Here is a 16,288-nt window from a genome sequence, read left to right as displayed (position 1 = left end):
GGCTTTACTTCGCCCTCAAATAGACGCCGATGGCGCTGTTCCTCTTGATTTCCGCGCGTCCCAGCGCGCAGAAGCTCTCGGGTTTCCGGTCGCCGACGCCGTTGGCCGACAGATAGGCCTCGCCCTTGCGCCGCATCCGCGCCTTTTCGGCGTCGGAATCGACATAGGCCCGGATCTCGGCGTCGGAATAGCCCAGATCGTTGGCCTTGCGCTTCAGGCCCCACATCACGTTGATCGCCTTGAACCGCCGGCCCGAGATGGCGTCACAACGCTTGTCGATCTCGTTGGCGATCGCGATGTAGTAAAGCTCGTTGTCGATCTCCTCGACCTCGCGCAGCGGCGGCTTGGCATGCGCCATCCCGGCCCAGAGCAGCGCCGCGGCGAGAATCACAAGCGCGCCGGCCAAGGCTGCGGACCGGCGATCCGGCGTTGCGGTGCGGGCCTGCGCATGCGGCAGGCGGCGGTGCGGTCGGTATGCGGTTGTCCGTGTCATGGTCTCTGACAGGTCCCCCTGAAACTCAGACGGTCGTTCTCGATCCGCAGTTGCGCGGGATCCGCGTCGGGGCCCAGCGCCCAGGCGATCTTGGAACTGCCGTATTTCTCGATGCAGTAACGGGTCCCCTGGTAGCGCCCGGCCTCGCGCGCGCCGTCCAGCGAGGCCGACACCCCGTTGACCGTCACCACGAAATCCGCCAGCGTCCGGCTCTTGTCCACAGGTGCCGCCTTGGCGCGGAAGCGCTGCCCGTCGAACAGGACATCGGTCTTCTTGCGGTTTCCGCAGGCGGCAGTGGCGGCCAGCGCGCCGACAAGCGCGATGAGAACAACCCCGCGCATAGCCCGCCCCGATCTTGCGCCGCGTCTCACTTGCACCGTGTTCACCATACCTATTGCTCGCCTCAGAAAATCGCAACCAGTGCCAGGACGGCCAGCAACAACATGCAGGCCCAGCCGCCCACATAGGCAAAGGTTCGCACGCCGGATTGCGGCTTGCCGACACCCTGCAGGTGCACGAACAGCATCACCAGGCGCGCAAGCAATGCCAGCGAGGCGAGCAGGTTGACCCAGAACGGGCTGGCCCCGGCCAGGATCGCGGCCAATACGACCGTCAGAAAGGCCGGAAGCGTCTCGCATCCGTTCAGATAGGCCCGGTTCAGCCGATAGGCCTTGTTCGCGTAATCTTCTTTCGGTGTCGCTCCGGGTGCCAGCCCGGCGCCTTGCTTTGCCAGCGCCGAAAAGGGCGACATCACAAGAACGACAACGGCGAAGAGCACCAGGGCCGACAGGGCGTGGCTGTATTCCGCAAACTGTTCCATGACTTATCCTGCCTTTTTCTGCGTTCCGGTGTCCGGTGTCGTCCCGATGGTCATTCGGCCGCAACCGCGCTGGCGCGGCCGGTCTTCTGCGCGCGGATACGGTCCTCGATCTCGTCGCGGAAGTTGCGGATCAGGCCCTGGATCGGCCAGGCCGCCGCGTCGCCCAAGGCACAGATCGTGTGGCCCTCGACCTGCTTGGTCACGTCGAACAGCATGTCGATCTCTTCGATCTCCGCCTCGCCGCGCACCAGCCGGTCCATCACCCGCATCATCCAGCCGGTGCCCTCGCGGCAGGGTGTGCACTGGCCGCAGCTTTCGTGCTTGTAGAATTTCGACAGCCGCCAGATCGCCTTGATGATGTCGGTGGACTTGTCCATCACGATCACCGCCGCCGTGCCCAGGCCCGAGCCCAGCTCGCCGCGCAGGTAGTCGAAATCCATCGTTGCATCGCGCATCTTCTCACCGCGGACACAGGGCACGGACGACCCGCCGGGGATCACCGCAAGCAGGTTGTCCCACCCGCCGCGGATGCCACCGCAATGGGTCTCGATCAGCTCTTCGAACGAGATCGACATCGCCTCTTCGACGACGCAGGGGTTGTTCACGTGACCCGAGATCGCGAACAGCTTGGTGCCCGCGTTGTTCTGCCGCCCGAAGCCCGAAAACCAATCCGCGCCGCGGCGCAGGATGGTGGGCACCACGGCGATGGATTCGACATTGTTCACCGTGGTCGGGCAACCGTAGAGGCCCGCGCCCGCCGGAAAAGGCGGCTTCATGCGCGGCATGCCCTTCTTGCCCTCCAGGCTTTCCAGAAGGGCGGTCTCCTCGCCGCAGATATAGGCCCCGGCGCCATGATGCAGGTAGAGGTCGAAATCCCAGCCCGACCCGGCGGCGTCGCGGCCCAGCAGACCGGCCTCATAGGCCTCGTCGATCGCGGCCTGCAGCACCTCGCGCTCGCGGATATACTCGCCGCGGATATAGATGTAGCAGGCGTTGGCGTTCATCGCGAAGCTGGCGATCAGGCAGCCTTCGATCAGCGTATGCGGATCGTGGCGCATGATCTCGCGGTCCTTGCAGGTGCCCGGCTCGGATTCGTCCGCATTGACCACCAGGTAGGCCGGCCGGCCGTCACTTTCCTTGGGCATGAAGGACCATTTCAAGCCGGTCGGGAACCCCGCGCCGCCGCGCCCGCGCAGGCCGCTGTCCTTCATCGTCTGGATGATCCAGTCGCGCCCCTTGCCGATCAGGCCAGCGGTCCCGTCCCAGTGGCCGCGCGCCTGCGCGCCCTTCAGGCTGCGGTCATGCATCCCGTAGATGTTGGTAAAGATCCGGTCCTGATCCTTGAGCATTCTTGCTACCTTTGGCTGTCCTGGCGCAGGCGCCAGAGTTGTACGATGTTGATGCCGGCATAAACGAAGCCGGCCAGGGCCGCGAGGTCGAACAGCAGGGCATATCGTCCCGGCAGGCCCAGCGCCGGGCCGATGAACAGCGTCATCCCCAGCCACAGGACCATGGTGACGGCGATCACCAGGCCGATATGGCGTCCCTTGCGGGCCAGCTTGTCCTCGGTGCCGCGATCCATGCGCCCGCACCTCCCCTATCTCAATACACGTCGCCCTTGTCGACCCGCGACGAGAATTCCGTCTCGCCACCAGCCGCCAGCGTCCTGGCCTGTGCCACCCAACCGTCGCGGCTGACGCGGCCCCGGAACCCCACCAGATTGGCGTCGACCCAGGCGATTTCCCGGTCGGTCCACCCGGCGATCTGGTCGAAATGGTAGAAGCCCATCTCGTTGCACAACCGCTCCAGCTTGGGCCCGATCCCCTTGATCCGCTTGAGGTCATCCGCCTTGCCGCCGCGCGGCCGGTCCAGTATTGCAGGCCGGTCGCCGTCGCCCGTGTCAGCCGGTGCATTCACGGCCTGCTTGCCCTCGGGCTCGTAGCGCCACGTTCCCTTGCGCGCGGCCAGTTCCTGCTCCTGTGCCAGCAGGGTGGATCCGATCTCGATATCCCCTCCCGGGTCCGGTGCGGCCGCCGGCGCGGGATCGGCAGCGGTTTGTGGCGCTGTCGGCGCCACCGTGTCCGGGTCCGCCGCTTTCGTTTCCTCGAATGGTGCCGGGGCGTTACGCCCGCCACTGCAGACAAGCCGCTGCAACAGGAGCGCCGCGCCCAGCCCGATCAGAGCCGCCACCAAAAGCGCCAGGATCAGCGGGACGGCATTGCCCAGGGCAATCGCCAGAAGCAGGGCCAGCAATCCCGCCATCCCCCAGCACAGGGCAGCACAGGTCTTGTCCATGTCGGCAGCCATGACAGCCTCCCTTCAAGCGCGCTTGCCGGTGATCAGTCGCCTTCGTCCTTTTTGACACGCGCCGAAAACTCCGTCTCGCCACCGGCGGCGAGGGTCTTTGCCTGTTCGATCCAGTCGTCGCGGTCGATCCGGCCCTTGAACTTGAGCCGGTTGTCGACCCAGGCCACCTGCTCGGGCGTCCAGGCCGCGATCTGGTCGAAATGGAAGAACCCAAGCTCGTTGAGCGTCTGTTCCAGTTTGGGGCCGACCCCCTTCAGAAGCTTCAGGTCGTCCGGCTTGCCATCGCGCGCCGATGTCAGCGTTTCGGGCTGTTGCTCCTCGGGTTCGGCTGAGGCCTCGGCCTTGGGCTTGGCCCGGGTTTTGGCCGGCGCCTCCTGCTTGCTGGTGCCGGTCTCATCCACCGGGCGGCCTTGCGAGCGGTCGGCGTCGTCCACGCTCCTGCCATTCTTTGGCGTGGCGGGGCGATCAGTCAGCCAGGGCGTCAGCACCGGAACCTCGGACCCGTCGATGTGCTTGACGGTGTCGCCCAGCTCGGTGGCCAGCTGCACGCTCGCGTTATGTTGTGTACGGCCGCTGTCGTATTCGGTCAGGCTGGTCAGACCCTTGAGCGGCTCCGCGGCATAGCGCCCGTTCTGAGGTCCGGGCACCGGCACCTTGCCGGCGATCAGCTCATCGATGATCCGGCCAAAGCTCTCGGCGGTCAGATCCTCGTAGTAGTCCTTGCCGATCTGGGCCATCGGCGCGTTGGCACAAGCCCCCAGGCACTCGACCTCTTCCCAGCTCATCTTGCCGTCGGCGCTGACCTCGTGCGGCTTGGGCGCGATTTTTTCGCGGCACACGGCCACCAGGTCCTCGGCGCCGCAGATCATGCACGACGTGGTGCCGCAAACCTGGATGTGGGCCACCGACCCGACCGGTTGCAGATGGAACATGAAGTAGAAGGACGCCACTTCGAGCGCGCGGATATAGGGCATGTCCAGCATGTCGGCCACATGCTCGATCGCGGGGCGGCTGAGCCAGCTCTCCTGCTCCTGCGCGCGCCACAAAAGCGGGATGATCGCGCTGGCCTGGCGGCCCTCGGGGTATTTGGTAATCTGGGCCTCGGCCCATTTCCGGTTCGCCTCGGTAAAGGCGAAATCCTCGGGCTGGTCTGGGTGCAGACGTCTTAGCATGTTCAGTTCTCAAGCTCGCTGACAGGGATGCAGACCGCGCGCGCATCCGATACACCGCCTTCGCCCAGGCTTTCGAACCGGGCAAAATCGGCATCGCTGATGGTGATCTGGCAGATGGCTGAGCGGGTGCCCTCTTCGACAAGCACGACCCCCTCGCGCACGCCGACATAGCCCGCGGACTCGTCGATCATGTCGGTGAAGGACCGGCTGTCCGACGAGTCCATCCGGCCATTCAGGACGGTATAGGGAAGGCAGGTCGCCGCCGGGCCGATGGCCGGCAAGCCGTTCTTCACGGCGGCAAAATCCGCATCTGCCACATCAAGCTTGCAGAATGCGCCGCCGGATTCGGTTTCGATCATCACGACGTTGTCGCGGACATAAGTATAGCCGATGGACTCCTCGATCAGCTCGGCGAAGCCTTGTGCCGAGGCGGGCATGGCCAGGGCGCATGCCACAACGAGAGCAAGGCCACGGATCACCGGTCGATCTCCCCGAAGACCACATCCATCGTGCCGATGATCGCGGCAATGTCGGCCAGCTGATGGCCCTTGGCGACATGATCCATCGCCTGCAGGTGCAGGAAGCCCGGCGCGCGCAGCTTGGCGCGGTAGGGCCGGTTGGTGCCGTCGGCCACGAGGTAGACGCCGAATTCGCCCTTGGGCGCCTCGACGGCGGCATAGACCTCGCCTGCCGGCACGTGGAAGCCCTCGGTGTAGAGCTTGAAGTGATGGATCAGAGCCTCCATCGACGTCTTCATGTCGGTGCGCGAAGGCGGCGTGATCTTGCCCCGGGCCAGGATCTCGCCCGGCTCCTCGCGCAGCTTGGCGATGGCCTGCTGGACGATGCCCAGCGACTGGCGCATCTCTTCCATGCGCACCAGGTAGCGATCGTAGCAGTCGCCGTTCTTGCCCACGGGGATCTGGAAGTCGAACTCGTCGTAGCATTCATAGGGCTGCGCGCGGCGCAGGTCCCAGGCCAGGCCCGACCCGCGCACCATCACGCCGGAGAAGCCGTATTGCAGGATGTCCTCTTCGGTCACGACGCCGATATCGGCATTGCGCTGCTTGAAGATGCGGTTTTCCGTCAGAAGCCCGTCGATATCGTCGAGAACCTTGGGGAAGGCGTGGCTCCATTCCTCGATATCGTCCAGAAGCGCATCCGGCAGGTCCTGGTGCACCCCGCCCGGGCGGAAATAGGCCGCGTGCAGCCGCGCCCCGCAGGCGCGCTCGTAGAACACCATCAGCTTTTCGCGTTCCTCGAACCCCCAGAGCGGCGGCGTCAGCGCACCCACGTCCATCGCCTGCGTGGTGACGTTCAGCAGGTGGTTCAGAATGCGCCCGATCTCGCTGTAGAGAACCCGGATCAGGCTGGCGCGGCGCGGCACCTCGACCCCGGTGAGCTTCTCGATGGCCAGGCACCAGGCATGTTCCTGGTTCATCGGCGCCACGTAGTCCAGGCGGTCGAAATAGGGCAGGTTCTGCAGGTAGGTGCGGCTTTCCATCAGCTTTTCGGTGCCGCGGTGCAACAGGCCGATATGCGGGTCGCAGCGCTCGACGATCTCGCCGTCCAGCTCCAGCACCAGCCGCAGCACGCCATGCGCCGCCGGGTGCTGGGGGCCGAAATTGATGTTGAAGTTGCGGATCTTCTGTTCGCCGGTCAGGGCGTCTTCGAAGCCTTTGGAGCCGTCCATCATGTCACAGTTTCTCCAGCTCTTGCAGCTTGACCGCCATGTACCAGGCCAGCAGCGGCACGCCGATGGGCACGACGCAGGCCAGGGCCCAGTATTTGTTGATGCCGAAATGCGGCAGCAGCTTCAGCATCGGAATGGCGGTCAGCGCGCTGATGATCCATAGAAGGCCACCCATCACCCGGCCTCCTTCTTCTCGTCACCCGGCAGGATGTATTCCGCCCCTTCCCACGGGCTCATGAAATCGAACTGCCGGTATTCCTGGACCAGGTTGACCGGCTCGTAGACCACGCGCTTGCGTTCTTCGTCATAGCGCACCTCGGTATAGCCGGTGGTCGGGAAATCCTTGCGCAGCGGATAGCCGCGAAAGCCATAGTCGGTAAGAATGCGGCGCAGGTCCGGGTGGCCGGAAAACAGGATGCCGAACATGTCGAACACCTCGCGCTCGAACCAGTTGGCCGAGGGATGCACCGAGACGATCGAAGACACCATCTCGTCCGCGCGCACGCTTACACGCAGGCGGATGCGCTGGTTCTGGTACATGCTGAGCAGATGATAAACCACGTCGAACCGCTTGGCCCGGTCGGGGTAATCCACCGCGGTGATGTCCACCAGAGACGAAAACTTGCAGGTGGCGTCGGTCCTGAGGAAGTCGACCAGCCCGACGATGTTGGGCAGCGCCACATCGACATTGAGCTCGTCATGGGTCACGTCCCAGGACAGCACGCAATCGGGGCGCTTGAGTTCGATATGCTGGCCTAGTTCCTTCAGAGCGTCGCTCATCACTGCACCCGTTTTTCACCCTGGGAGAGATCGCGGATCTCTGCCCGTTCAAGCGTCTGGCACACAAAGGACGTCTGGAGCTTTCGTCCCTCGCTGAACCACACGCAGTTCACCACGTCGCCCGATATGACGCTTTCCACGACCATGGCCGGCCCGCCGCTCTTGAGCCGGACGACATCGCCGGGCTTGATCGGCTGGGACGCCATCATCGCACGATCGTTCCCGTGCGGCGGATCTTGCGTTGCAGCTGCATCAGACCGTAGAGCAGCGCCTCGGCGGTCGGCGGGCAGCCGGGCACGTAGATGTCCACCGGCACGATGCGGTCGCAGCCGCGCACCACGGAATAGCTGTAGTGGTAATACCCGCCGCCATTGGCGCAGGACCCCATCGAGACCACATAGCGCGGCTCGGGCATCTGGTCATAGACCTTGCGCAGCGCCGGGGCCATCTTGTTGGTCAGCGTACCGGCCACGATCATCACGTCCGACTGGCGGGGGCTGGCGCGCGGGGCGATGCCAAAGCGTTCGGCATCGTAGCGCGGCATCGAGGTGTGCATCATCTCGACCGCGCAGCAGGCCAGGCCGAAGGTCATCCAGTGCAGCGAGCCGGTGCGCGCCCAGTTGATGATGTCCTCGGTCGAGGTCAGCAGGAACCCCTTGTCCTGCAACTCGGCGTTCAGGGCCTGCGTGGCGAATTCCTGATCGCCCTGCGCGGTGTTGGATCCGGTCATCACTCCCATTCCAGCGCCCCCTTCTTCCATTCATAAGCAAAGCCGACCGTCAGCACGGCCAGGAAGATCATCATCGACCAGAAGCCGGCATCGCTGATGTCCTTGAAGCCCACGGCCCAGGGAAACAGGAACGCGATTTCCAGGTCGAAGATGATGAACAGGATGGCCACCAGATAGAAGCGCACGTCGAACTTCATCCGGGCGTCGTCGAAGGCGTTGAACCCGCATTCATAGGCGCTGACCTTCTCGGGGTCGGGGTTCCGCACCGCCAGAATCACCGCGGCCAGGATCAGGACGAGGCCCAGTCCGACAGCCACGACCAGAAACACCAGAATGGGGAGATACTCCCGCAACAACTCTTCCACGAGTGGCTCCTTTCCTGCGCGTCACGTCCGGGGCGCGCCGTCAATTGGCGTATCGACCGGGTTTTCTCTACCCGTGCACCCCGGAAGCGTCAACCGAGCGCGACGCATTGCGATGGGCTTTATCGACGCATGAACGGTAGGATAGCGGGCCGGCGTGTCAATCGCTGCAGCGCCGGTTGTGTCATCCCCAGTTCGGGCGGCGCTTGTCGAAGAACGCGCCGATCCCCTCGCCGGCTTCCTCGGTCTCCCAGCGGTCGACCAGCGCGCGGATGGTGTGGTCGATCACCGCGTCGTCGATGCGCGGGCCGAGATCGCGGGCCAGCTGCTTGGCCGAGGCGACCGCGCCCGGTGCGCAGGCGAGATAGGGCGTGACCTCGGCCTCGACCGCCGCGCCCAGCGCATCGGCGGGCACGGCGCGGGCCAGAAGTCCCAGCTCCACGGCTTCGCCCGCATCGAACAGCCGCGCCGACATGAACACCCGCCGCGCCCGCGCCTCACCCATGCGGGCGATCACATAGGGGCCGATGGTGGCCGGGATCAGGCCCAGCCGGGTTTCGGTCAGCCCCATCTTCAGGCTGTCGACGCCAAGCGCGACATCACAGACCGAGGCCAGCCCCACCCCGCCCCCGAACGCGTTGCCCTGCAGCGCGCCGATCAGCGGCTTGGGCAGGGTGTTGAGCGCTTGCAGCATCTCGGCCAGCTTGCGCGCCTCGACAAAGCGGGTCTCGGGATCGGCCGCCATCTGTGCCCTCATCCAGCCCAGGTCGCCCCCGGCGCAGAAGCTCTTGCCCGCGCCGGTCAGCACCACGACGCGCACCGCCGGGTCCGACCCCAACTGCGCCGCCGCCTGCGTCAGATCCGCCAGCATCCGCGCCGACATGGCGTTGTGCTTGTCCGGCCGGTTCAGGGTCAGCGTGGCAACGCCGCGCTCGTCGGTCTCGATCGTGAGGGTTTCGAACATGCCGCTCCTTTCCGCTGAAAGCTGTGTTGGTGGCCTACCCGACCCGCATCGCGCGCGCTATCCCGGCGGCCTCGTCCAGCACCGCACGATCCAGCCCGGTCTCATAGCCCAGCCGCACCAGGTGGTCATGCACCGCCTCGGTGGCGACGTTGCCGGCCGCGCCCGGCGCATAGGGACAGCCGCCCAGCCCGCCCGCGGCGGCATCGAATACCCGCACGCCCAGCGAAAGCGAGGCGTCGATATTGGCCAGCGCCCGGCCCGCCGTGTCATGGAAATGGCCTGCCAGCCGGGTGGCCGGCACCACCTCGCGCACCTTGAGCAGCATCCGGGCCACGGCGTCGGGCGTCGCCTGCCCGATCGTGTCGCCCAGCGAGATCTCGTAGCATCCCAGCCCGAACAGCCGGTCGGCGACCTCGGCCACCTTCTCGGGCGGCACCGGCCCGTCATAGGGGCAGTCGGTCACGCAGGAGACATAGCCGCGCACCGGCAGGTCGATATGCCGTGCAGCCTCGAGGATCGGCACGAACCGGTCGATGGATTCGGCGATGCTGGCGTTGATGTTGGCCTTGGAGAAGCCCTCGGAGGCGGAGGCGAAGATCGCGATCTCGTCGGCCTTGGCCGCCAGCGCATCCTCATAGCCGCGCATGTTGGGCGCAAGCGCGGCATAGCGCACGCCCTCGGCCCGGGTGATGCCCGCCAGAACCTCGGCCGATCCGGCCATCTGCGGCACCCATTTCGGCGACACAAAGCTCGCCACCTCGATCCTGTTGAACCCGGCGCGGCTCAGGCAATCGACCAGCGCCACCTTCTCGGCCACAGGTATCTCGCGCGCTTCGTTCTGCAGCCCGTCGCGCGGACCGACCTCGAAGATTTCGACCCGTTCGCTCATGCCCTGCCCCATTTCCAGTTTCGATTGCCTGCCGGTCGGATCAGACTGCGCCGAGGTGCCGGCGCGGGCAAGCTCATTCCTCCTCCAGCCGCACCAGGGCGGCGCCGGCCTCGACCTGGGTGCCTGCCGCGGCCAGCACTTCGGCCACCACCCCGTCGCGGGCGGCCAGCAGCGAATGCTCCATCTTCATGGCTTCCAGGATGGCCAGCCGATCGCCGGCGCTCACACTCTGGCCGGCCTCGGCAAAAACCGCCTTGACCAGACCGGGCATCGGCGCCTCGACGACATTCAGGTCGCCCCCGGCCAGCGCGTCGCGCTCCAGCGGGTCGATCACCTCGAATACCAGCCCGTATCGGTCGAAGACCGTGATCGTATGCCCCGAGCGCGACATCGCCGGTAGGCGTTCGCCGCCGACGCGCCATGCCCCGCCCCGGCGCTCGGCGATGACCTCGGCCTCGCCGACGCGCCAGATCTGGCGGTCGGGACCGGCCACCTGCACATCGGCCTCGAACGCCTCGCCCCGATGGCTCAGCTGCACGGCGCGGTGCAGCGGCGCCCAGAGGGTGAAGCCGCTGTCCTCGCGCGTCTCGACCAGGTTCAGCGCCTGCATCGCCGCCGCCACCCTGTGGCGCGGCTCGGGCGCGGGGTCCTGCACCAGCGCGTCCAGATCCCGCCCGATCAGGCCGGTATCGACGTCGGCCGCCGCGAACCCGTCATGGCGGGCCAGCGCCCCCAGAAAGGCCAGGTTGGTCACGGTTCCGCCGACCTGCGTGCCGTCCAGCGCGGCGGCAAGCTGCGACAGGGCCACGGCGCGGGTGCGGCCATGCACGATCACCTTGGCGATCATCGGGTCATACCACGGACTGATCGTGTCGCCCGCGCGCACGCCGCTATCGGCGCGGCAGCCTTGCGGAAAGGCCAGGTGGCTGAGCGTCCCGGTCGCGGGCAGGAACCCCTTGGGCACGTCCTCGGCATAGAGCCGGGCCTCGAAGGCATGTCCGGTGATCGACAGATCCTCCTGCCGCGCAGGCAGGCTTTCGCCCGAAGCGACGCGCAGCTGCCATTCCACCAGATCGACGCCGGTGATCGCCTCGGTCACCGGATGCTCCACCTGCAGACGGGTGTTCATCTCCATGAACCAGAACCGGTCGGGACGCAGACCGTCCGAGGCGTCGACGATGAACTCCACCGTGCCCGCGCCCTTGTAGCCGATGGCCTCGGCGGCGCGCACCGCCGCCTGCCCCATCGCCGCGCGCATCTCGTCGGTCATGCCGGGCGCGGGGGCCTCCTCGATCACTTTCTGATGACGGCGCTGCAGCGAGCAGTCGCGTTCAAACAGGTGCACGGCGTGGGTGCCGTCACCGAATACCTGCACCTCGATATGGCGCGGCTTGGTCACGAATTTCTCGATCAGCACCGCGTCGTTGCCGAATGCGGTCCTGGCCTCGCCCCGCGCACTGTCCAGCGCCGCGGCGAAATCCTGCGACCGCTCGACCAGCCGCATCCCCTTGCCGCCGCCGCCGGCGACCGCCTTGATCAGCACCGGATAGCCGATGGCATCCGCCGCGCCCGACAGATGCTCGGGATCCTGGTTGTTGCCGTGATAGCCCGGCACCACCGGCACGCCGGCCTCTTCCATCAGCTTCTTGGCCGCGTCCTTGAGTCCCATCGCCCGGATCGCATCCGCCGACGGGCCGATGAAGGTCAGCCCGGCCGCCTCGACCAGGTCCACGAATTCGGGGTTCTCGCTGAGAAAACCGTAGCCGGGGTGGATGGCCTGCGCCCCGGTATCCAGCGCCGCCTCGATGATGACATCGCCCCTGAGATAGCTGTCCGCCGGGGCGGCGCCGCCGATCGGCACCGCCTCGTCGGCCATCGCCACATGCTTGGCGGCGACATCGGCCTCGGAATGAACGGCGACGCAGGCCACGCCCATGGATTGCGCCGTCTCCATTACCCGGCAGGCGATTTCACCGCGATTTGCGATCAGGATCTTTGAAAACACGGCATTACCCCCTTGCAGACAGATCTTCGACGAGCCGGAACCGCTCGCACACGAGTTGCATTTCCGGGTCGAACCCGCCGTTGCGTTGGAAAAACCGGCGGTGGCCCTCGCGCCAGCCCTCCAGCGTTTCATCCTCACCCTCGGACAGCGCGAAATCCGCGTCGACATCGCAGTAGCGGCGGATCGTGACCTCGGTGGTCTCGATCACCAGCGCCGGCCGCCCGTCCCAGTCCAGCGCGATATCGCGTCGACCCACCAGCGGCATGGCCTCGCCGCCTTCGTCATAGTCGCGCGCCGCCCCGCAGGAAGCGACCTTGCGCCCGGACCGCATCAGCGCCAGCAGGCTGTCGCACAATGCCCGGCTGTCCCCGGGGGTGAAGGTCTCGGCCCCAGGGTAGAGCGCCCGGGCCTGGTCCAGCGTCATGGCCATCCTCACATCCGGAACACGCCGAAACGTGTCTCCTCGATGGGTGCGTTCAGCGCGGCGGCCAGCGACAGCGCCAGCACGTCGCGGGATTTGCGCGGGTCGATGATGCCGTCATCCCAGAGCCGTGCCGACGCATAGAGCGGATGCGACTGGTGCTCGAACATCTCGATTGTGGGGCGTTTGAAATCGGCCTCCTCCTCGGGCGACCATTCACCGCCCTGACGCTCGATGGCGTCGCGCTTGACCGTGGCCAGCACGCCCGCGGCCTGTTCGCCGCCCATCACGCTGATGCGGCTGTTGGGCCAGGTCCACAGGAAGCGCGGCTGATAGGCCCGCCCCGCCATGCCGTAATTGCCCGCGCCGAAAGAGCCGCCCACCAGCATGGTGATCTTGGGCACCGAGGTCGTGGCAACCGCCGTAACCATCTTGGCGCCATGCCGGGCGATGCCCTCGTTCTCGTATTTGCGGCCGACCATGAAGCCGGTGATGTTCTGCAGGAACACAAGCGGGATCTTTCGCTGGCTGCACAGTTCGACAAAATGCGCGCCTTTCTGCGCGGCCTCGGAAAACAAGACGCCGTTATTGGCCACGATGCCGATGGGGCAGCCCTTCACATGGGCAAACCCGGTCACCAGCGTCTCGCCGAAACGCGGCTTGAACTCGTCGAAGCGCGAACCGTCGACCAGCCGGGCGATCACCTCGCGGATGTCGTAGGGCGTGCGCAAATCGGCGGGCACCACGCCGAGGATCTCGTCGGGGTCATAGGCCGGATCCTCGGGGCTGGCCCAGTCGACGCTCTGCGCCTTGCGAAAGTTGAGCGACTGCACCGCACGGCGGGCCAGCGACAGCGCGTGCGCGTCGTCCTCGGCCAGATAGTCCGCCACGCCGGAAAGCCGCGTGTGCACGTCCCCGCCACCCAGTTCCTCGGCGGTCACCACCTCGCCCGTGGCCGCCTTGACCAGCGGCGGACCGGCAAGAAAGATCGTGCCCTGCTCGCGCACGATGATGGTGACATCGGACATGGCCGGCACATAGGCCCCCCCGGCGGTGCAGGAGCCCATGACCACCGCGATCTGCGGGATCCCCTTGGCGCTCATCCGGGCCTGGTTGTAGAAGATCCGGCCGAAATGGTCGCGGTCGGGGAAGACCTCGTCCTGGTTGGGCAGGTTGGCGCCGCCGGAATCCACCAGGTATATGCAGGGCAGATGGTTCTCCTCGGCGATCTCCTGCGCGCGCAGGTGTTTCTTGACCGTCATCGGGTAATAGGTGCCGCCCTTCACCGTGGCGTCGTTGCAGACCACCATGACCTCCTGACCGTGCACCCGGCCGATGCCGGCGACCACGCCCGCGCAGGGGGCGGCGCCGTCATACATGCCATGCGCCGCCGTCGCGCCGATCTCGAGAAACGGCGAGCCCGGATCCAAAAGGTTCGCCACCCGCCGCCGCGGCAACATCTTGCCCCGGCTTTCGTGCCGGGCGCGGGATTTCTCGCCACCGCCCATGCGCGCGGCTTCGGCGGCGTCGGCGATCTGCGCCAGCGCGTCGAGATGGGCGGCGCGGTTGGCTTGGAACGCCTCGGAAGAGGGCAAGGCTTTTGAGATGAGTTTCATTTGGTGTCCTTACTCCTTGTCCGGCTCAATTGCTGACGCCGACCTTTGCATGATGCGCACCGCGTGCCAGGTCGGAACCGCTTGGAAATAGTCACAGACCACGCCTGCCGATACGTCCGGTATTTCCACATCCTCGCAGTCTGGCAGGCTTTGCCCAAGATCCGGGCCGAATCCGTCCTCGGCCATCTGTTGACCCGTCGGCGGCTCGTCATACTTGCCCCGCGCGTCTTCGGGCAGGGATTGCCAGATCCGATGGGTCTCGTCCTGCAGCCACGCGGTGACGTCCTTCAGGCAGACCTCGTTCTCCGACATGCCGAAGGCGAGACTGCACATCTTGCGCGCCTGGTTCACGCATTGGCCGTCCATCGGAATAGCGAAATCCACATCGGGGACGAAACCCGCACAAGCGTCCAAAAATCCACGGGTGTCAAAGGGCGACGTGGCCTGCTGCGCGTTGGACGGCGGGCAGAACAGCAGTGTGATGGCCGCACTGATGAAGATCGGAACCGACATTTGCCTCATCCCGCAACCTCCTTGGTCGCCCGCGCCTTCAGTTCCTTCCGGATCACCTTCCCCGTCACCGTCATCGGCAGCGCGTCCAGAAACGCGATCTCACGGGGATAGGAATACCGGGCGAGCCGGTCCTTGACCCAGTCCTGCAACTCCCGCTCCGACGCCCCTGCCCCCGGCTTGAGCACCACATAGGCCTTGACGATCTCCGTGCGCTGGGGATCCGGCTTGCCGACCACGCCGGCGGTGGCGACGGCGGGATGGGTCAGCAGGCAATCCTCGATCTCGGCCGGGCCGATGCGGTAGCCGGCCGACGTGATCACGTCATCCTCGCGGCCGACAAAGCGCAGGAAATCGCCCTCCCACACGCCCCGGTCGCCGGTGATCAGCCAGTCGCCGCGGAATTTCCCGGCCGTGGCTTGAGGCTCTTGCCAGTATTCCAACATCATTGAGGCCGAGCCGCGTCGGATGGCGACATCGCCCTCGGCGTCGGTCGGGTTGCCGTCCGGGTCGATCACCGCCACCGCGTGCCCCGGCACCGGCTTGCCGATGCAGCCCGGTCGCGCCGGGAACGCCTCGGCGCAGGCAGAGACCACCATGTTGCATTCGGTCTGGCCGTAGAACTCGTTGATCTCCAGCCCGAACGCCTCGCGCCCCCAGGCCAGCATCTCGGCCCCCAGCGGCTCGCCGCCCGACGCGACCGAGCGCAGGCCGGGAATGGACTGATCGGCGGCCTTGAGCATCCGCAACGCGGTGGGCGGAAAGAACACGTTTCTCGCGCCGCCACGGGCGATCACCTCCGCCGCCGCTTCTGGCGAGAACTTCTTCAGCCGCGCCGCGACCACCGGCACACCCAATGCCAGCCCCGGCATCAGCACATCGAACAGCCCGCCGATCCAGGCCCAGTCCGCCGGGGTCCACAGGCAGTCGCCTTCGCGCAGGTGGTTGTGGCTGATCGAGACCCCGGGCAGATGGCCGGTCAGCACGCGGTGCCCGTGCAGGGCGCCCTTGGGCTTGCCGGTGGTGCCGCTGGTATAGATCAGCACCGCCGGATCGTCGGGCCCGGTCTCGACACAGGGCACCGGCGGGCCATCCCGCCCGACCTGCTCGGCGATCAGCGGCTCGGCCAGGTCGCCCAGCAGCGCCGCGCCCTCGTCGTCGGTCATGACCAGCGCCGCGCCGGCATCCTCGATCCGGCTTTGCAGCGCGCCGCGCTGGAACAGTTTGAAGAGCGGCACCGAAATCGCGCCCAGCTTCCAGATTGCCAGATGGGCGGCGGCACACCACGGCGACTGGCTGAGCAGGACGCCAACACGGTCCCCAGGCGCCACGCGCGGCGCAATGCCGTGCGCCAGGCGGTCGGTCATCCCGGCCAGATCGCCATAGGTGATGTCGCGTCGTTGCGCACCCGTGACATCCACGATCGCCACCCGGTCCGACGGCTGGGACAGGCATTGCGCCGCCATGTTCAGGCGGTCGGGCAGATCCCATCCGCCATCAGGGCGCAATCCGGGTATGACATCGACCAT

Annotated in this window: 21 protein-coding genes; all 21 read right to left on the bottom strand. The window is 66.4% G+C overall.

The features are described 5' to 3' along the window. Positions 1–4: 4 nt before the first annotated feature. Positions 5–493: a DUF5333 domain-containing protein gene (locus BMX57_RS04540; protein ID WP_308419723.1), complete on the bottom strand. Its 489-nt coding sequence runs from the start codon at positions 491–493 to the stop codon at positions 5–7. Then, on the bottom strand, positions 490–834 hold the full coding sequence (locus BMX57_RS04535; protein WP_092362941.1) for a hypothetical protein: 345 nt from the start codon (positions 832–834) through the stop codon (positions 490–492). Before BMX57_RS04535 ends, BMX57_RS04540 begins: the two co-directional genes overlap by 4 nt. 62 nt (positions 835–896) lie before the next feature. Further along, positions 897–1,313: an MAPEG family protein gene (locus BMX57_RS04530; RefSeq protein ID WP_092362940.1), complete on the bottom strand. Its 417-nt coding sequence runs from the start codon at positions 1,311–1,313 to the stop codon at positions 897–899. 50 nt (positions 1,314–1,363) lie between these two features. Further along, positions 1,364–2,662: an NADH-quinone oxidoreductase subunit NuoF gene (nuoF, locus tag BMX57_RS04525; RefSeq protein ID WP_092362939.1), complete on the bottom strand. Its 1,299-nt coding sequence runs from the start codon at positions 2,660–2,662 to the stop codon at positions 1,364–1,366. 5 nt (positions 2,663–2,667) lie between these two features. After that, positions 2,668–2,895, bottom strand: a complete 228-nt coding sequence (locus tag BMX57_RS04520) for a DUF5337 domain-containing protein (RefSeq protein ID WP_092362938.1) — start codon at positions 2,893–2,895, stop codon at positions 2,668–2,670. Positions 2,896–2,915: 20 nt separating this feature from the next. Next, on the bottom strand, positions 2,916–3,620 hold the full coding sequence (locus BMX57_RS04515) for an NADH-quinone oxidoreductase subunit E (protein WP_092362937.1): 705 nt from the start codon (positions 3,618–3,620) through the stop codon (positions 2,916–2,918). A 32-nt stretch (positions 3,621–3,652) separates the two neighbouring features. Then, positions 3,653–4,792 (bottom strand): NADH-quinone oxidoreductase subunit E, encoded by a 1,140-nt coding sequence (locus BMX57_RS04510; protein WP_092362936.1) that lies wholly within the window; start codon positions 4,790–4,792, stop codon positions 3,653–3,655. Positions 4,793–4,794: 2 nt separating this feature from the next. Beyond that, positions 4,795–5,271 (bottom strand): hypothetical protein, encoded by a 477-nt coding sequence (locus BMX57_RS04505; protein ID WP_143057878.1) that lies wholly within the window; start codon positions 5,269–5,271, stop codon positions 4,795–4,797. Further along, positions 5,268–6,482, bottom strand: a complete 1,215-nt coding sequence (locus BMX57_RS04500) for an NADH-quinone oxidoreductase subunit D (RefSeq protein WP_092363109.1) — start codon at positions 6,480–6,482, stop codon at positions 5,268–5,270. Before BMX57_RS04500 ends, BMX57_RS04505 begins: the two co-directional genes overlap by 4 nt. Positions 6,483–6,486: 4 nt before the next feature. Further along, positions 6,487–6,657, bottom strand: a complete 171-nt coding sequence (locus tag BMX57_RS20590) for a hypothetical protein (RefSeq protein ID WP_177175379.1) — start codon at positions 6,655–6,657, stop codon at positions 6,487–6,489. Further along, positions 6,657–7,262 carry an NADH-quinone oxidoreductase subunit C gene (locus BMX57_RS04495; protein ID WP_092362933.1) on the bottom strand — a complete coding sequence of 202 codons (606 nt, stop codon included), beginning with the start codon at positions 7,260–7,262 and terminating at the stop codon, positions 6,657–6,659. The genes BMX57_RS20590 and BMX57_RS04495 overlap by 1 nt, the downstream gene beginning before the upstream one ends. Next, positions 7,262–7,471 (bottom strand): YodC family protein, encoded by a 210-nt coding sequence (locus BMX57_RS04490; protein WP_092362931.1) that lies wholly within the window; start codon positions 7,469–7,471, stop codon positions 7,262–7,264. The genes BMX57_RS04495 and BMX57_RS04490 overlap by 1 nt, the downstream gene beginning before the upstream one ends. Then, positions 7,468–8,001, bottom strand: a complete 534-nt coding sequence (locus BMX57_RS04485) for a NuoB/complex I 20 kDa subunit family protein (RefSeq protein ID WP_092362929.1) — start codon at positions 7,999–8,001, stop codon at positions 7,468–7,470. The genes BMX57_RS04490 and BMX57_RS04485 overlap by 4 nt, the downstream gene beginning before the upstream one ends. Continuing rightward, a complete protein-coding gene (locus tag BMX57_RS04480) occupies positions 7,992–8,357 on the bottom strand; it encodes an NADH-quinone oxidoreductase subunit A (RefSeq protein WP_092362927.1) in 366 nt (121 codons plus the stop codon). Before BMX57_RS04480 ends, BMX57_RS04485 begins: the two co-directional genes overlap by 10 nt. A 181-nt stretch (positions 8,358–8,538) precedes the next feature. After that, positions 8,539–9,318: a crotonase/enoyl-CoA hydratase family protein gene (locus tag BMX57_RS04475; protein WP_092362925.1), complete on the bottom strand. Its 780-nt coding sequence runs from the start codon at positions 9,316–9,318 to the stop codon at positions 8,539–8,541. A 34-nt stretch (positions 9,319–9,352) separates the two neighbouring features. After that, complete coding sequence (locus BMX57_RS04470; protein WP_092363107.1) at positions 9,353–10,207, bottom strand: hydroxymethylglutaryl-CoA lyase; 855 nt, start codon at positions 10,205–10,207, stop codon at positions 9,353–9,355. A 73-nt stretch (positions 10,208–10,280) separates the two neighbouring features. Then, on the bottom strand, positions 10,281–12,212 hold the full coding sequence (locus BMX57_RS04465) for an acetyl/propionyl/methylcrotonyl-CoA carboxylase subunit alpha (protein ID WP_092362923.1): 1,932 nt from the start codon (positions 12,210–12,212) through the stop codon (positions 10,281–10,283). 4 nt (positions 12,213–12,216) lie between these two features. Continuing rightward, entirely contained in the window at positions 12,217–12,642 is a 426-nt protein-coding gene (locus BMX57_RS04460) for an ASCH domain-containing protein (RefSeq protein WP_218142414.1), read from the bottom strand. A 2-nt stretch (positions 12,643–12,644) separates the two neighbouring features. Next, positions 12,645–14,249 carry a carboxyl transferase domain-containing protein gene (locus tag BMX57_RS04455; RefSeq protein WP_092362921.1) on the bottom strand — a complete coding sequence of 535 codons (1,605 nt, stop codon included), beginning with the start codon at positions 14,247–14,249 and terminating at the stop codon, positions 12,645–12,647. A gap of 9 nt (positions 14,250–14,258) precedes the next feature. Further along, positions 14,259–14,771, bottom strand: coding sequence for a hypothetical protein (locus BMX57_RS04450; RefSeq protein ID WP_092362919.1), 513 nt, complete (start codon positions 14,769–14,771; stop codon positions 14,259–14,261). Continuing rightward, on the bottom strand, positions 14,768–16,288 hold the full coding sequence (locus BMX57_RS04445) for an AMP-binding protein (protein ID WP_092362917.1): 1,521 nt from the start codon (positions 16,286–16,288) through the stop codon (positions 14,768–14,770). Before BMX57_RS04445 ends, BMX57_RS04450 begins: the two co-directional genes overlap by 4 nt.

The organism is Cribrihabitans marinus (assembly GCF_900109035.1).
Classification (GTDB): domain Bacteria; phylum Pseudomonadota; class Alphaproteobacteria; order Rhodobacterales; family Rhodobacteraceae; genus Cribrihabitans; species Cribrihabitans marinus.
The sequence above is the reverse complement of the archived record's forward strand: the minus strand, read 5'-3'. Positions and strand labels throughout refer to the sequence as shown.

Excerpts from the sequence above, each read along its gene's own strand:
- BMX57_RS04540 (WP_308419723.1), bottom strand. The coding sequence starts at position 493 with ATGACACGGACAACCGCATACCGACCGCACCGCCGCCTGCCGCATGCG.
- BMX57_RS04535 (WP_092362941.1), bottom strand. The coding sequence starts at position 834 with ATGCGCGGGGTTGTTCTCATCGCGCTTGTCGGCGCGCTGGCCGCCACT.
- BMX57_RS04530 (WP_092362940.1), bottom strand. The coding sequence starts at position 1,313 with ATGGAACAGTTTGCGGAATACAGCCACGCCCTGTCGGCCCTGGTGCTC.
- nuoF (WP_092362939.1), bottom strand. The coding sequence starts at position 2,662 with ATGCTCAAGGATCAGGACCGGATCTTTACCAACATCTACGGGATGCAT.
- BMX57_RS04520 (WP_092362938.1), bottom strand. The coding sequence starts at position 2,895 with ATGGATCGCGGCACCGAGGACAAGCTGGCCCGCAAGGGACGCCATATC.
- BMX57_RS04515 (WP_092362937.1), bottom strand. The coding sequence starts at position 3,620 with ATGGCTGCCGACATGGACAAGACCTGTGCTGCCCTGTGCTGGGGGATG.
- BMX57_RS04510 (WP_092362936.1), bottom strand. The coding sequence starts at position 4,792 with ATGCTAAGACGTCTGCACCCAGACCAGCCCGAGGATTTCGCCTTTACC.
- BMX57_RS04500 (WP_092363109.1), bottom strand. The coding sequence starts at position 6,482 with ATGGACGGCTCCAAAGGCTTCGAAGACGCCCTGACCGGCGAACAGAAG.
- BMX57_RS20590 (WP_177175379.1), bottom strand. The coding sequence starts at position 6,657 with ATGGGTGGCCTTCTATGGATCATCAGCGCGCTGACCGCCATTCCGATG.
- BMX57_RS04495 (WP_092362933.1), bottom strand. The coding sequence starts at position 7,262 with ATGAGCGACGCTCTGAAGGAACTAGGCCAGCATATCGAACTCAAGCGC.
- BMX57_RS04490 (WP_092362931.1), bottom strand. The coding sequence starts at position 7,471 with ATGATGGCGTCCCAGCCGATCAAGCCCGGCGATGTCGTCCGGCTCAAG.
- BMX57_RS04485 (WP_092362929.1), bottom strand. The coding sequence starts at position 8,001 with ATGGGAGTGATGACCGGATCCAACACCGCGCAGGGCGATCAGGAATTC.
- BMX57_RS04475 (WP_092362925.1), bottom strand. The coding sequence starts at position 9,318 with ATGTTCGAAACCCTCACGATCGAGACCGACGAGCGCGGCGTTGCCACG.
- BMX57_RS04470 (WP_092363107.1), bottom strand. The coding sequence starts at position 10,207 with ATGAGCGAACGGGTCGAAATCTTCGAGGTCGGTCCGCGCGACGGGCTG.
- BMX57_RS04460 (WP_218142414.1), bottom strand. The coding sequence starts at position 12,642 with ATGGCCATGACGCTGGACCAGGCCCGGGCGCTCTACCCTGGGGCCGAG.
- BMX57_RS04455 (WP_092362921.1), bottom strand. The coding sequence starts at position 14,249 with ATGAAACTCATCTCAAAAGCCTTGCCCTCTTCCGAGGCGTTCCAAGCC.
- BMX57_RS04450 (WP_092362919.1), bottom strand. The coding sequence starts at position 14,771 with ATGAGGCAAATGTCGGTTCCGATCTTCATCAGTGCGGCCATCACACTG.
- BMX57_RS04445 (WP_092362917.1), bottom strand. The coding sequence starts at position 16,288 with ATGGTCGATGTCATACCCGGATTGCGCCCTGATGGCGGATGGGATCTG.